Source organism: Sphingomonas sanguinis (genome assembly GCF_019297835.1).
In the GTDB taxonomy this organism is placed as follows: Bacteria; Pseudomonadota; Alphaproteobacteria; order Sphingomonadales; family Sphingomonadaceae; genus Sphingomonas; species Sphingomonas sanguinis_D.
Map to the genome: position 1 here is coordinate 82,425 of NZ_CP079204.1, position 15,269 is coordinate 97,693.

Annotated in this window: 11 protein-coding genes; 10 read left to right on the top strand and 1 reads right to left on the bottom strand. The window is 66.2% G+C overall.

Annotated features, from left to right (window positions below; all coding sequences use genetic code 11):
• The first annotated feature begins 234 nt into the window (after positions 1 to 234).
• Positions 235 to 915 carry an SOS response-associated peptidase gene (locus KV697_RS19965; protein ID WP_219021561.1) on the top strand — a complete coding sequence of 227 codons (681 nt, stop codon included), beginning with the start codon at positions 235 to 237 and terminating at the stop codon, positions 913 to 915.
• Positions 916 to 1,140: 225 nt separating this feature from the next.
• Positions 1,141 to 2,385, top strand: coding sequence for an MFS transporter (locus KV697_RS19970; protein ID WP_219021562.1), 1,245 nt, complete (start codon positions 1,141 to 1,143; stop codon positions 2,383 to 2,385).
• 19 nt (positions 2,386 to 2,404) lie between these two features.
• On the opposite strand, the gene KV697_RS19975 is transcribed toward KV697_RS19970, so the two are convergent.
• Entirely contained in the window at positions 2,405 to 3,391 is a 987-nt protein-coding gene (locus KV697_RS19975) for a helix-turn-helix domain-containing protein (RefSeq protein WP_219021563.1), read from the bottom strand.
• A gap of 169 nt (positions 3,392 to 3,560) precedes the next feature.
• On the opposite strand from KV697_RS19975, the gene KV697_RS19980 reads away from it, so the two are divergent.
• From KV697_RS19980 to KV697_RS20015, 8 genes are all read left to right on the top strand, one after another.
• Positions 3,561 to 3,911 (top strand): antitoxin Xre/MbcA/ParS toxin-binding domain-containing protein, encoded by a 351-nt coding sequence (locus KV697_RS19980; RefSeq protein WP_219021564.1) that lies wholly within the window; start codon positions 3,561 to 3,563, stop codon positions 3,909 to 3,911.
• Positions 3,912 to 3,929: 18 nt separating this feature from the next.
• The gene (locus tag KV697_RS19985; protein WP_219021565.1) at positions 3,930 to 4,448 is read left to right on the top strand and encodes an RES family NAD+ phosphorylase; all 519 of its coding nucleotides are present in this window, start codon (positions 3,930 to 3,932) and stop codon (positions 4,446 to 4,448) included.
• A gap of 154 nt (positions 4,449 to 4,602) precedes the next feature.
• On the top strand, positions 4,603 to 6,972 hold the full coding sequence (locus KV697_RS19990) for a TonB-dependent receptor (RefSeq protein WP_219021566.1): 2,370 nt from the start codon (positions 4,603 to 4,605) through the stop codon (positions 6,970 to 6,972).
• Positions 6,972 to 7,817: a tyrosine-protein phosphatase gene (locus KV697_RS19995; protein ID WP_219021567.1), complete on the top strand. Its 846-nt coding sequence runs from the start codon at positions 6,972 to 6,974 to the stop codon at positions 7,815 to 7,817. Before KV697_RS19990 ends, KV697_RS19995 begins: the two co-directional genes overlap by 1 nt.
• 383 nt (positions 7,818 to 8,200) lie before the next feature.
• Positions 8,201 to 10,918 (top strand): TonB-dependent receptor, encoded by a 2,718-nt coding sequence (locus tag KV697_RS20000; RefSeq protein ID WP_219021568.1) that lies wholly within the window; start codon positions 8,201 to 8,203, stop codon positions 10,916 to 10,918.
• 286 nt (positions 10,919 to 11,204) lie between these two features.
• Positions 11,205 to 12,371: a nucleotide sugar dehydrogenase gene (locus tag KV697_RS20005; protein ID WP_219021569.1), complete on the top strand. Its 1,167-nt coding sequence runs from the start codon at positions 11,205 to 11,207 to the stop codon at positions 12,369 to 12,371.
• A gap of 816 nt (positions 12,372 to 13,187) precedes the next feature.
• Positions 13,188 to 14,057, top strand: coding sequence for a hypothetical protein (locus tag KV697_RS20010; protein ID WP_219021570.1), 870 nt, complete (start codon positions 13,188 to 13,190; stop codon positions 14,055 to 14,057).
• Entirely contained in the window at positions 14,014 to 14,280 is a 267-nt protein-coding gene (locus KV697_RS20015; protein ID WP_219021571.1) for a helix-turn-helix transcriptional regulator, read from the top strand. The genes KV697_RS20010 and KV697_RS20015 overlap by 44 nt, the downstream gene beginning before the upstream one ends.
• Positions 14,281 to 15,269 lie beyond the last annotated feature (989 nt).

Below are 15,269 nucleotides of genomic sequence, written 5' to 3' on the forward strand. Positions count from 1 at the left end.
TGTCCAGGGGAGAGGGTAAGAAGGGGCATCTCCATAGCCTCCGAAAGTTCCTCCCCGGATCGTCTCAACGGTGAGACGGGGCGGCTTGCCCCATGGGCAGTGCCAAATGATTGACCTACAGACCGAAATCGAGGCGGATGGCGTGTCCCAACCATGTCGTTCGTCTCACCCAGTATCCCGTATCCAGCGTCAAAGGCCGATCTTGCTCGCCCTGCCTCGTGCCCTTTCCATGCCATGCCGTTCGATCCGGCGGACGGACTACGCGGTGGGGGCATGACGATGATGGAGCCGATCTGGCACGTGTCTACGGGGGATCGCGCGACGCTCGACCGCACGGCCGAGGCGCTGTGCGCGGAATTCGCCATCGCATGGACCGCGCGGGCCTCCTGGGGCACCTGGGAGCAGCTGACCGATTTGCGGGCGGGCCATCCCGCCTTCGTCATCCGCCATACGGCCGAGGGAGACGGGCTGGACACCCAGCGCTGGGGGATTGGCGAGGGGCGCGAGGCGACCACCCGCATCCCCGGTCTGTCGCTGCCCTGGTGGCGTCGGCTGGCCGAGCGTCCGGTGCAGCGCTGCCTGATCCCGCTGACCGCCTGCACCCTTGCCGCATCGGAGCAGCCCGGCCGCGACCGGCGTGCGACCTGGTTCGCGCTGGCCGAAGAGCCGGTCTTCACCGTGGCGGGGCTGTGGCGCGAGAGCGGCGACGCGCGCTGCTTCGCGCTGGTCGAATGCGAGGGGGATGACCGTTCACCCATGCCGATGATTATCGCGGCTGCGGATCGCGAACGCTGGCTGCACGGGTCGATCGAGGACATCGCCGCGCTGCAACGGCCATGCCCGCCCGAGGCCCTGCGGATCGGCCTCCCCCGGCCCGCCGCGCCCGTCTATCCGCCATCGCAAGCCCCGTTCTGAGACCCTTCTCCCTCTCCCCTCGCTGAGGGGAGAGGGTTGCGCAGACTTGGTCTTTGCGAAGGCAAAGGCCTAGTCGGAGCTGGGTGAGGGGTGATCGCTCGCGTAGGCGAGCGCGAGCCTTTGGCTCGCTCGACCCCTCACCCAAGCTGCGCTAGCCAGCAGGCTGGCAAGCTCCGCTAACCCTCTTCCCTGTCCAGGGGAGAGGGATTCATCGAAAGGAACCCAGTGCCGCTCTCGCTCCCGCCACGGGGTTATCGCATCGCGGGGCTGATGGCGCTGGTCCATATGCTGGCGGTGGGCGACCGTTTCCTGCTGTCGATCCTGATAGAGCCGATCAAGGCCGATCTGGGGCTGGGCGACGCCGCGATCGGGGCGTTGCAGGGACCGGCCTTCGCCTTCGTCAACGGGGCCGCAGTGGTGCCGATGATCCTGCTAGCGCGGCGCTGGCCGCTCGCCCGGCTGCTGGCGCTGGCGCTGATCGGGTCGAGCGTGGCGACGACTATGTCGGCGTTCGCCGGATCGGTCGACCTTCTGATCCCCGCGCGGATGCTGCTGGGGCTGGCGCAGGCCGCGGTCGTGCCCGCCGCCATGGGGCTGATCGTCGCCGCCATGGTGCCCGGCCATCGTGGGCGGGGGATCAGCCTGTTCACCGGGGGCGCGTCGCTGGGGCGCGGGCTGGCGATGGTCGGGGGCGGGGGGCTGCTGGCGCTCTTCACCCTGATGGCGCTGCCGGTCGCACCGTGGCGGCTGACCTTTGCGAGTGCCGGGCTGTTCGGCCTGCCGCTCGCGCTCGTCGTCTGGCGGATCGCCGAGCCTGTCGCGCTGTGCGAGGACCGGCGCGGGCGGATGGGTGCAGCGCTGCGCCACATGGTCGCCGACCGGGCGATGCTGGCGCCGCATATCCTGTCGGCGCTGTGCGCGGTGCTGGTCCTGCAATCGCTGACCAGCTGGTCGGCCAGCCTGCTCATCCGGATGCATGCGCTCACCCCGCCCCAGGCGGGCTTTCAGGTCGGGATCGCGATGATGCTGGCGGGGGCGGGGGGCCATGCGGTGGGCGGAGCGCTCGCCGATCGCCGGGGGCAGGAGGGCGCGCCGGTGCTGATGCTGGCCGGGCTGGCGCTCTGTACGGTGGCACTGTGGCCGCTGACCCGGACGGATAGTCTGGCGGTTGCGGTCGCGGCGCTGGTGGTCGCCGTGGTCGGCCTGTCGATCGCGCTCGCCAACGCGATGATCGGGCTTCAGGCGCGTATCCCGCCTTCGCTCCGGGTCGAGGGGACGGCGATCTTCCTGACGCTGGTGACGCTGCTCGGCACCGCGTTGGGTCCCTGGGCCGTCGGACTGGCGAGCCAGGCGATCGCCGGGCCGACCGGGCTGGCCGAGGCGATCGGCCGGGTGCTGGGCGCGACCTGCCTGCTGGGCTGCGGTGCGGCCTGGGTGGCCGGGCGGCGTATCTCCCTTCCTCCCCTATAGGGGAAGGAAGGGGTGGCCCTCAATCCAGCTCCTGCATCCACCCGTTCCACCGGCGGGTGCCCGTCTCCACGGGGTCGCCGCGATCCTCGCGGACGCGGGCGCGATAGGCGGCGGGGTCGATGCCCTGATCCGCCTGAAAGGCGCGGACCAGCGCGGCCGCGCTGCCCAGCCCGTAGGCCTGTGCCAGCGCCGCGAGATCCGGCTCTCCCGGCTGCTCCAGCGCGCGGCGGACCGCATCGATGCGGCGTCGGCGGACATGGCCCGCCACCCCGCCGGTCCGCTCGTACAGCCGGTAGAGCGTCGCACGCGACACGCCGACCCGCTCGGCGATCGCGGCGCCGGTGAGCTGGCGGTTGGCGATCTCGCGATCGATCAGCTGCTCGACTGCCTCGCGCCGCAGATGGTCCTGCCGCCGCGCCTCCACCCCCAGGTCGCGCGGGCCGCCCAGCGCGGTCGGCAGCAGCTCGATCAGCGCGCGCGCGAACGCCCCGTCATGCCGGTCGTCCAGCGTCGGGGCGTGGCGGACCAGCATCTGCAGGAATTCGCCCAGGATCAGCGTGTCGGGCGCATGGACGACCAGCCCGTGCAGCGCGCCCAGGCTCCCCAGTGCCGCCAGCGCAAGATCGCGCGCGATGCTGGCGGTGATGAGGTGCAGGTCGTGCGCCTCGGTCCGGTGGCCGCGCCGCGTGTCGAGGAAGACAATATCCCCCGGCCCCGCCCGGTCGAAGCCGCTGCGCCCCTGGCCGATCAGCGTGCCCGACACGACATGGTGGAGCAGGATATGGTCGAAGCCGTCGCTCGTCACCCGTTCCTCGCGGGCATGGGCCATGCCCGACAGATGCCGGTCGAACAGCAGCATGTGGCGAAATCGCCAGCCGGTGACGCGGGCGCTGAACGGCCCGTCGAGCCGCTCGACATCGGCGCCCTGCGCATAGAGCTGGCGATAGCGCGCAAAGGCGAGGTCCGGATCCATGCCCTCGCTGGAAAAGCCGATCGCTTCCTTCAAACCCTGCTCCCGTTCATTCGTCCTCTCCGGTCGTTGGGGGACGCCGGGATAATGTGACCTGGATCAATCCGCCATGGGCCTAATAGCTCCCTGATCGAGGGCAGCCTTGAAGATCGTGCAAAAAACAGGCATATGATGAGCACGATGTTTGCATGCCGGGAGTGAGCCGATGATCGCCGCCTTTCTGGACGATATCCGCGATCACGACATGATCGCCCCGCGCCGCATGGCCGAGCGGTTGCGCCTGCCGCTGACCCGGCTGGCCAAGCTGGCGCAGGTCAACCGCAACACCATGGCCGCCAAGCCGGGCAGTCCGGCGGTCCAGGCACGGCTGGGCGAGATCGCCCGCATCATCACCCGCGCGGCCGAACTGTCGGGCGACGAGGGCCGCGCGATCATCTGGTTCCGCCACCAGCCGCTGCCCGGTTTCGGCAAGACCCCCGAACAGCTGGTCGAGGAAGGCCATGCCGCGCTGGTCCTCGGCGACCTGGATCGCATGGCCGAGGGTGTCTATTCCTGATTCGGCAAGGGGCGGCGCATGACCTATCCTCTGCGCGCGCTGTCCTGTCCGCTCTGGCGGATGCTGACGATCCGCTATCAGCGCGATCCCCTGTCGGGGGAGGGGGCGCGGCGTCATGGCGGACGCTGGAACGCGCCGGGACAGGCGGCGCTGTATCTGGGCACCGACCACGCCACCGCCATCGCCGAATTCTACCAGGGCCTCGCCAAGCCCGGCACGCTGGCGCCCTACCGCCTGGAGGCGACGGCGATCGCCGACCTGACCGACGGGCAGGGGCATCCGGCCGATGATGGGGTGGCGCAGGCCATGGCCGCCCCCTGGAAACACATCGCCGAAATCCAAGGGGGCATCCCGCCAAGCTGGACGCTGGCGGCATCACTGATCGAGATGGGTGCGGAGGGCGCGCTGGTCCCCTCGGCGCAGAATCCGGGCGGAACCGCGCTGGTCCTGTGGCGCTGGCACCGGGCAGGCGGGGACGGGGAGGGGGCTGAACTGGCATTGCTCGACCCGGATGGGGCGCTCCTGACCAAGCATTGAAGCGATGTGGAGATGGCGAAGCCGCGACATCTCAAAAGCCCATGATGACACCCTTGTCATCATAAAAACCACATCATCCCCCCACATCGTCATCAAGCCGCAATGATCCGGCACCAAGGGACGGCCGCATAATCCTTTGGGGGGAATCCATAGCATGATCTCGTTCAACCCGCGTTTTGCGGGGCGCCTCTTTGCGTCCAGCGCGCTCGCTCTTCTGATCGCCACGCCCGCCTTTGCGGCCGATCCCGAGCCCACGGCCGAACCGGCCAAGACCGCCGCGGCCGACGACCAGAAGACCAATGCCGAGGGCGCGCTGAATGAGGTCATCGTCACCGCCGAGAAGCGGCCCCAAAGCCTGCAGAAGACACCGATCGCGATCTCGGTCCTCTCGGCCGAGGACCTTCAGAACCGTCACGTCCAGTCGCTGGTCGACCTGCAGGACGGCGCGATCCCGTCGCTCCGCGTGGCGCCCTTCTATTCGCGCAACTCGGCGCTCATCATGAACATTCGCGGCATCGGCGTGCTGGCCGACAGCAACCAGCCCGCGCGTGACCAGGGCGTCGGCGTCTATATCGACGGCGTGTATCTGGGCCGTGCGCAGGGGCTGGGCACCGCGCTCTATGACATCGAGAGCATCGAGGTGTTGAAAGGCCCGCAGGGCACGCTGTTCGGCCGCAATACCGAGGGCGGCGCGGTCAGCATCGTCACGAAGAAGCCGACCGGTGAGTTCGGCCTAACCGCGACCGCAGGCATTGGCAATTTCGGCAGCCACAAGGCCGAGGCGCATCTCAACCTGCCCGAATGGCATAATTTCAGCGTCAAACTGGACGGCATCGTCACCAAGCGCGACGGGCTGGTCGTCAACCCGCTGCCCGGACAGGCCGATTTCAACGGCTTCGACCGGCACGGCGCGCATGTCGAGGTGCTGTGGAAGCCCGAAAGCGGGGTCAGCGCCGACTATGCGTTCGACACCTCCTACGACGCCTCGACCCCGCTCTATCTCCAGACGATCACCAACGGCACGCTGACCCGCGCGCCCGCTTTGCCGCTCCAGCCGAACCGGGTGCGCCGCGCCAGCATCGGCGTGCCGCAGCAGGAGAGCATCGGAAAGACTCACGGCCATCGCCTGACTTTGGGCCTCGACCTCGCGCCCGGCCTTCAGCTCAAGTCGATCACCGCGTATCGCGAGCTGGACCAGAGCCAGTATGACAATGGCGGCCAGAACAGCACCACCTTCAAGCCGAACGGCAGCTTCAGCCGCTACAGCCTGGCGGGCTTTGCGCAGAACCAGTTCAGCCAGGAAATCCAGCTGATCGGCGATACGCCGCGCCTGAAATATGTCGCGGGCGCCATGGCCTATCGCGAGCATACCACCGACAATGCCCAGGCGTTCAACACGATGACGTGGAACGCCGACGGCACCGCCGCGACCGTCGCCACCTACAACATCGCGACCGTCCCCTTCGACCGCGCGAGCCGGATCACGACGCGAAGCATCGGCGTGTTTGGCCAGGCGACCTGGACCCCGGCGATCCTGGACGACCGGCTGCACGTCACGGGCGGCGCGCGCTACACCCGCGACATGAAGCATGGCGAGCTGTTCATCGTGAACGGCAAGACGCCCAATGTCGATGGCGTGGTGGGCCCGCGCCAGCTGGACGCCGCCTGGTCGCGCGTCGACCCGCTGCTGACGCTCGCCTATGACGTGACGCGCGACGTGCATGTCTATGGCAAATGGTCGGAGGGGTATAAGTCGGGCGGCGCCAATTCGCGCTCGCTGCGCTATGCGCCGTTCAACCCCGAAACGCTGTCGATGTTCGAGATCGGCGCCAAGAGCGAGTTTCTCGACCACCGCGCCCGCCTGAACCTGGCCGCCTATACCGGCGCGTACAAGGCGATCCAGATCGACTTCCAGGCGAATTACCTGCAGGTCGACGCGCAGGGCAATCTGCTCCAGACCAACCGCACCACCATCGAGACGACCAACGCGCCGGGCACCGGCCGCGCCAAGGGGATCGAGGCGGAGCTGACCTTCGCGCCGATGACCGGGCTGACGCTGGGCGCCAGCTATTCCTATAATGACGTGACCATCCCGGCGACGGTCAACCCCTTCCCGCAAGGGGCGACCGGCGTGATCGTGACGACGCCGATCAAGATCTACCCGGTCTATACCCCGGCGCACGCCGCCAGCGGATCGATCGACTATGACCGGCCGATGGGTGACTATAGCCTGGTCGCGCATCTCGATGCCAATTACGACAGCGGCTTCTATGCCAATTACAACGACCCCGCGCCCGGCGTCAGCCAGCCCAAGGGCGATCCGGGCTTCGTCGTCAACGGCCGGATCGGCGTGACCGACATCGCGCTGAACGGGACGGGCGCGCGGCTGAGCATCTCGGTCTGGGCGCGCAACCTGCTGAACGAGCAGCATATGTTCTACAAGGGGCTGAACACGCTGACCGGCGTGTCGGGTTTCTTCAACGAGCCGCGCACCTATGGCCTGGAAGCGACGGTGAAGTTCTGATGCGCGGGACGATCGCCCTCGCGCTGCTGGTCGCGGTTCCGGCGGGGGTGGGGGCTTCGGCCCCCCTCCCCACGGGCACCCCCGTGGCCGCCCATAACCGCGTCCTGCCGCTTCAGGGCGGGCGGAATTTCCGCGATCTGGGCGGCTATCGCACGGTTGACGGCCGGACGGTGAAATGGGGGCTGCTCTATCGCTCGGGCCAGATGCACGACCTGACGCCGGCGGATTACGTGACGCTGCAAAAGCTGGGCATCCGCACCGTCTGCGACTTTCGCGACACGCGCGAGCGCACGACCGAGCCGACGCTCTGGCCCGCCGGGCAGAGGCCGAAGGTGCTGAGCGACGATTATGCGCTCGACATGAGCGCGATGAAGATCCCCGGCGATCCGTCGACCTGGACCCATGAACAGGTGGTCACGGCGATGACCGCGACCTATCCCAAGCTGCTCGACCAGTTCAACGGCCAGTACCGCCGCATGTTCGCCGAGCTGCTGGCGGGCGACGTGCCGCTCGCCTTCCACTGCACTGCGGGCAAGGACCGCACCGGCGTCGCGGCCGGGCTGCTGCTGACCGCGCTGGGCGTGCCGAGGGCGACGATCGTCGACGACTATCTGCTGTCCAACCAGCATATGGCGCCCAGCCCTGCGCACCCGACCGGCTTCTGGGCGAAGCTGTCGCCGGAGGCCGCGCGGACCTTCGCCGGGGTCGACCGGCGCTATATCGACGCGGTGTTCGCGGTGACCGACCGCCATCCCGGTGGGACGATGGGGTATTTGCGCGACGAACTGGGTCTGGATGGGGGCAAGATCGCCAAGCTGCGCGCCATGTATCTGACCAAGGCGTGACCGTCATTCCTCCCCTGGAAGGGGAGGTGGCGCGCGCAGCGCGACGGAGGGGTGTCCCGGCTGGAGAGGCAACGGAACCTCGCAACGGGTGACACCCCTCCGACAGCGCTTCGCGCTGCCACCTCCCCTTGCAGGGGAGGAATTAGCTTTTGGCGAGGCTGCCTCGGAAATCGATTGTGAAGCCCCCGTCATCAACCCGTCATCGTCCTAACATCGCACCGTAACAATGCCCCGCCACGGGGGCGGGAACGACCGGCGCCGGGGGGTGTCGGCACGACCAAGCGCCCAAGGGGAACATCATGCACGTCGTCCGTTCCGGCTTCCGCGGTCTCGCGGGGGCCTCTCTGATCGCATTGGGCTTTGCCGCGAGCCCCGCATTCGCCATGAGCGTGGATGCGGATGCCGCGACCGCGGGTGTGCCCGCGGCGGGGCCGATCCTGTCGGGGCGCATCTATGACGCGACCGGCGTCGCGCTGCCTGGCGCGCGCGTGGTGGTCGAGGGAACGGGCGCGCAGGCGACCACCAATCTCCAGGGCGAATTCAGCATCATCACGCCCGAGACGCCGGGCGACATCACCCTGCTGGTCGACTATCTCGGCCGTCCCACCGTCACCCGCGTCGTGCCTGCGGCGGAGCGGGGCCGCCCGGTCTCGCTGACCCTGCCCGCCGCCAGCGGCGAGCCGGGCGACATCGTCGTCACCGGCGCCTCGCTGCTCGACAACACTGCCCGCGCCCTCAACCAGCAGCGGACCGCCGACAACACCGTCACCATCATCTCGTCCGACGCGATCGGCCGCTTCCCCGATCCCAACATCGCCGAGGCGCTGCAACGCGCTCCCGGCGTCGGCATCGAGCGCGACCAGGGCGAGGGCCGCTATATCAACGTGCGCGGCGCGCCCAGCGAGTGGACCGCCGTTTCGGTCGACGGCATCCAGATCCCCTCGGTCGATCCGACGACGCGCGCGGTCGACCTCGACACGCTGCCCTCCGACATCGTCGCCAATCTGGAAGTGACCAAGTCGCTGCTCCCCTATCAGGACGCCGACTCGATCGCGGGCGCGGTCAACATCACCACCCGCTCGCCCTTCGACCGCAAGGGCTTCGCGCTGACCGGCATGGCGGGGACCAGCTACAACCAGTATGGCAAGGGCAGCGACTATCGCGGATCGGCCGCGGTCAGCGACACCTTCGGCCCCGACCGCCAGTTCGGCCTGCTGCTCTCGGGCAGCTATTCGATGACCCATCGCCAGCCCGACAATGTCGAGAACACCTGGAGCCAGACGCCCGCGGGCCTGCGCGTCACCGAGACGCTGTTCAAGGATTACGTGACCAAGCGCCAGCGTATCGCGGGCACGGGCGCGTTCGAATGGCGCCCGTCGGACCAGACCCATGCCTGGGTGCGCGGCACCTATGCCCGGTTCGAGGATAACGAGTTTCGCGACCGCATCGGTATCCTCTGGAGCGAGGGCACGTTGCAGGCCGGATCGACCGACCGCGCCGCGACGTACCGCAACACCCGTATCGAAAAGCAGGTTCGCCACCGCGAGCAGGTGAACGAGATCTGGTCGGCGACCGCCGGGATCGAGCAGCGACTGGGCGAGGGCACGATCCGCGCGGACGTGGCCTATAGCGAAAGCTCGCAGACCTATCCGCGCCGTGACGAGCTGCTGTTCCGCTCCTCGCTGCGCCCGACCTTGTCCTACGACTTCGCCGATGTCGATCTGCCCAGCTATTCGCTGTTCACCTCGAAGGAGCATCTCCAGCTCGGCACGTACAGTTTCCGCGAGAACACCTATCGGTCGAACAGCACCAAGAATGACGAGCTGACGCTGGCGGTGCGTTCGGACGTGCCGCTGGGCGATTTCGTCACCCTGTCGGGCGGCGGCAAATATCGCGAGCGGCACATCAACGCCGACGAGGAACGCTTCCGCGACCGCCGCGCCTCGGCCGCGCCCTCGCAGAGCCTGGCGGGGCTGTTGTCCGACCAGGACTCGCGCAATTTCGGCTACGATCTGGGCAAGCGCTTCGACACCGGGCTGGCCGACGCCTATTTCGACGCGACCAAGGCCGCCTCGGAACGCCGCCTGCCGCAGTCGCTGACCGCCGACTATACCGCCGAGGAGAAGATCCTCGGCCTGTTCGGCATGGCCAAATACGTCAAGGACGGCACGACCCTGATCGCGGGGCTTCGTGTCGAGACCACCGATTTCGACGCCCGAGCGCCCAGCGTCTCGCGCACCGGCGCGGTGACGATGGCGCGCGGGCATAACGGCTATGCCGACTTCTTCCCCAACCTGACGCTGCGCCAGGCCTTCACGCCGAACCTGATCCTGCGCGGAGCGCTCAGCCGCGCGATCAACCGGCCCAATTTCCCGCAGATCGCCCCGCGCGTGCTGGAGACGTCCGAGGGCAACACGGTGCGCGTCGAGTTCGGCAACCCGGACCTGAAGCCGACCCTGTCGAACAATGTCGATGCGGGCCTGGAATATTACATCCGGCCGCTGGGCGTGATCTCGGTCAACGGCTTCTACAAGGACCTGTCCGACTATCGCTACACGCTGAACACGGTCGGCGTGTATAACGGCGTGGGCGGCGCGATCCTCAGCCGCCCGATCAATGCGCGCAAGGGCGAGCTGTACGGCGTCGAGCTGAACTGGCAGCAGCATCTGAGCTTCCTGCCGGGCGTGCTGGGCGGCCTGGGCGTGTTCGCCAACTATACCTATACCAAGGGCAGCGCGACCTTCGACGGGACCTATGCCGGGCGCAGCCGCTTTGCGCTGCCCGGCCAGTCGACGCATATGTGGAACGCCAGCGTCTTCTACGAGCGCGGGCCGGTCAATGTCCGCGTCGCCTATACCAAGCGCTCGGACTATCTGGACGAGATCAACGCCGACAACCCCGCGCTCGACCTCTATTGGGAAGGTCGCGGCCAGCTCGACGTGACGGGCAGCGTGCAGCTGGCGAAGGGCATCAACCTGTTCGCCGAGGGCAAGAACCTGACCAACACGCCGGGCGTGCGCTATTTCGGGCAGCGGTTCCGGACGTACGAATATGAGAAGTTCGGCTACACCCTGTTCGGGGGTGTGCGGGTGAAGCTGTAAGGCGCTGTTTGAAAACGTGCCGAGGCACGTTTTGCGGCACCGGCCCGCTCCCCCACCCGGCCTCCCATCAAGGATACTCTGTGGGAGGCCGGGTGGGGGAGCGGGCCGGTGCCGCCTTCCAAACGCCATGCGGGCGGGACCGAAATGGGACATTTGGCCGCCCGCCCCCGCCCGCTTCGCTACTGCAACATTTGCGATTGCCGGACCGGTCATGCATGGCATGGGTGCAAATGTCGCAACTTGAGCAGACGGACAGACGACGATCCTGCCCGTCCGGGGGTGTAGAATGAAGATCGCTGTTTTCGGCCTCGGCTATGTCGGAATGTCCAACGCGGTGCTGCTCGCGCAGCATAACAGCGTCGTCGCCGTCGACATCTCCCCGGAGCGGGTGGCGATGGTCAACGCGCGCACCTCGCCGATCGTCGATGTCGAATTGCAGGATTTCCTGACCAGCCGCACGCTGGACCTGTCGGCGACCACCGACGCGGCGGAGGCGCTGGCGGGGGCGGATTACGTGATCGTCGCGACGCCGACCAATTACGACGTCGACACCAACAGCTTCAACACCTCGTCGGTGGAAGCGGTCATCGCGCTGGCCAAGACCCATGCGCCGGAGGCCACCGTGGTCGTCAAGTCGACCATCCCGGTCGGCTTCGTCGACGATGTCCGCACGCGGCTGGACACGCAGCAGGTGATCTTCAGCCCCGAATTCCTGCGCGAAGGCCGCGCGCTCTACGACAATCTTCACCCGTCGCGGATCATCGTCGGCGAACAGTCGGAGCGCGCGCGCATCTTCGCCGACCTGCTGGTCCAGGGCGCGGAGAAGCAGGACATTGCCGTCCTGTTCACCGGCACCCGTGAGGCCGAGGCGATCAAGCTGTTCGCCAACACCTATCTCGCGATGCGCGTCGCCTTCTTCAATGAGCTGGACAGCTACGCGATCGCCGGGAACATGGACACGCGCCAGATCATCGACGGCATCGGCCTCGATCCGCGCATCGGCACGCACTACAACAATCCCAGCTTCGGTTATGGCGGCTATTGCCTGCCCAAGGACACCAAGCAGCTGCTCGCCAACTATTCCAGCGTGCCGCAGAACCTGATGCGCGCGATCGTCGATGCGAACCGCACCCGCAAGGATTTCCTGGCCGACCAGATCATCGCCAAGAAGCCGAGCCGCGTCGGCATCTTCCGCCTGACGATGAAGGCGGGCTCGGACAATTTCCGCCAGTCCTCGATCCAGGGCATCATGAAGCGGATCAAGGCCAAGGGCATCGAGGTCGTGGTCTTCGAACCCAGCCTGGCCGAGGACAGCTTCTTCGGCTCGAAGGTCTATCGCGACCTGAGCGCGTTCAAGCAGGACAGCGACGTCATCATCGCCAACCGCAACGACCCCGAACTGGCCGATGTCGCGGACAAGCTGTTCACGCGGGATATTTTCGGCTCGGACTGACGGGCGCGGTTCGGGGCTGATAGCTGCCCTCTTTTCTTCTCCCCTGGATAGGGGAGAGGGTTAGCGGAGCTTGCCAGCCTGCTGGCTAGCGCAGCTTGGGTGAGGGGTTGAGCGAGCCTCAAGGCTCGCGCGCGCTGTGCGCGCTCACCCCTCACCCCTCACCCAGCTCCGACTAAGCCTTTGCTTTCGCAAAGACCAAGTCTGCGCAACCCTCTCCCCTCTGCGAGGGGAGAGGGAAGAAAGAGTGCCAGCGCTCGTTGTTTCTCACCGACAAATCCGCACCCGCTCCCAACCGCGATATTCAGTCCAGCAGCGGTGATAGGGACGATACGGCCGGTAATAGGGCCGGTATCCATAGCCCGCATCGCGCCAGCCATAGCCGCCATCATACCCACCCCAGCGCGGAGGGGGAGGCGGTGGTGCGGGAGGTGGCGGAGGACCCCAGCCCGGAGGCGGCGGGGGCGGGGGCGGTCCCCATTCCTGCGCACTGGCATTTGCACTGAGCCCCAGCGTTGCGATCGCGAGGCCGGCGACAATGATACGCGTCACCTTCATGACTGGTCCCTCCATGCCCATCACCGGGCATGAATCGGGTCTACGACGCCCGAGGCTTCGGGAGGCTGAACGTGGTTGTTCTCTGGCGTTCAGGAATGGGCGCGTTCGGATGGCTGGTTCCGTCGCCTCACCCGAGCGAGACTCCTATGAACGCTGCCCGCCCACTAGCGAACAATCCAATCTTGGCTATCGTCGGGCCGTCGCTCTTTGTTTTTCATCGGCGTTGGGCGGCAATCCAACTCACGAGGGATGCATCTGTCGATGACCGTCGATCCAATATGGCTAGACCGGATTTACGAAACTGCTGTCGTCACCGAATGCTGGCCCACCTTGCTCGGCGATATCGCGCGATACCACGGCGCCACCGGCGCCATCGTCTTCACGCGAACGCCCTCCGCATTCAATTGGATGGCGGACGTCGCACACCAGGGCATGGCGCAGGAATATATAGATGGCGAATGGTATCGGGATCCCTATCCGCTACCCTTGGTGCGCGAGATGCATCCCGGCTTCCGGTGCGGTACCGACTATTACGACATTGAGGAGGTGGAGGCCTTTCCGGTCAACCGTGACTTTCTGCGTCCGCGCGGGATCATGGCCGATGCCTCGACGGTCGTTCAGGGTCCGCTGGACGATGTGGTGCAGATCAGCATTATCGGCTATCCAACCCAGGATGCGGCACGTCACGCCATCGCATCACTGGATCATGTACGTCCGCACCTCGCCCGCGCGCTCAGCCTGACATCGCAGATCATGGCGGCGCGAGCCCAGACGACCGTTTCGAGCCTTGCGCTTGGCGGGGTTCCGGCCGCCATCGTGGCGAGCGACGGACGTCTCAAGGCGATGAATGCGCCGTTCGAGAAGCGGATGGGTGATCAATGCCATACCGTCCGCCATCGCCTGCGTTTCGCTGACCCTTTTCTTGACCGCCAGTTCATCGAACAGCTGGCGACCGGCTTTGGCGACCGGCTTTGGCGACCGGCAGGTCCGTTCGATCGCCGCGCGGTTCTGCTTCAACGAACTGCCGCTGGTGATCCATCTCCTGCCATTGCGCGGAGCCGCACGCGACGTGGCGGACAGCGACGGTGTGCTGCTGATCATCGCTGCCGCATCCAATGCCAGTATGCCTGACATGCACGTGCTGCGGCTGCTGTTCGATCTCACGCCGGCCGAGGCGCGGCTGGTCCGTCTCATCATCGACGGAAAGTCGCTAGCGGCAGCGGCTACGGCACTCGGGATTTCGATCCATACCGCGCGGGTTCATCTCAAGTCGGTCTTCGGCAAGACCGGAATCAATCGCCAGGTCGATCTCGTGGCGATGCTGTCGGGTATCGGCCCGACGGCACCGGCCTAGATCGTTCGCGTTATTGCTCTGTACGAGGCGGCAAAGCATTCGGATCGTTCGATCCACACGCTCCGTGGCATGGGGCGCCATGCCCTGCCGGATTTAGGTCGGGCGGGATGAACGGTGGCAAGCACGCTTACCATGCTGTCCGTCATCGCCAAAATTGCGGAGTCCCTACTGCGGCATCGGCGGATTGCCCCGGGTATGACACCGGTTTTGCCGCGGTGGCTATCAGCCTCTCTAATCCAAATGGGTGATGTAGAAGTCGCACTGCTCTCCTAACCCGATCAACAAGACCTGGTTTTCGATTGGTCAGGGCATGGAGGTAGTATGAAATCAATATCGGCATTGGCGAACGGCCTTGTCCTTATCGCTTCGACCGTTGGCATCGGCTCCGTCTCAGGGAGTGCGCTGGCACAGGAGAGCGGAGAAGAGCGGTGCAGTCCGGACGGCTACGTCATGACGTATGAAAAGCGCAGCTATGGAGGCCGGTGGAGCAAGTCTGTTTTTCGTCGCTGCGATGCCAGCGGCAATAGCTCGCGCGACGACGACGAGGACCGGGATGATCGCCCCGTTACCCGTGGCCAAAGGGGTAGCGCACGACCGGAGGATGGCGATCGCAAATGCGTAGCCCATGAAATTCTTCAGTACGAACGCAATGAATTGGTCCCGGCAAACCAAGGGTGGAAAAGGACCTTCCAGTCATGCTGAGGGTGGCGGTTGCATCAGCAATATTTGCCCTGATGACAACCACTCCCGCACATGCCAAGCAGGTGACGTTAGCCTGTGAAACGTCTCAATGCCCGCCGGGTGTCCAGTGCCCACTGACAATCAGCTTCGGCTTCGACCCCGATCGTGGCAATTATACCGATGGCTATGGAGACGAGGTAGATGTTTCCAGCAACTATGTATCAAAGTTTGAAATTTCCAGTGATCTTTCGAAATCCTATATTGATGTAGGGCTATTTACCCTCGACCGGTATACCGGTATATTATTT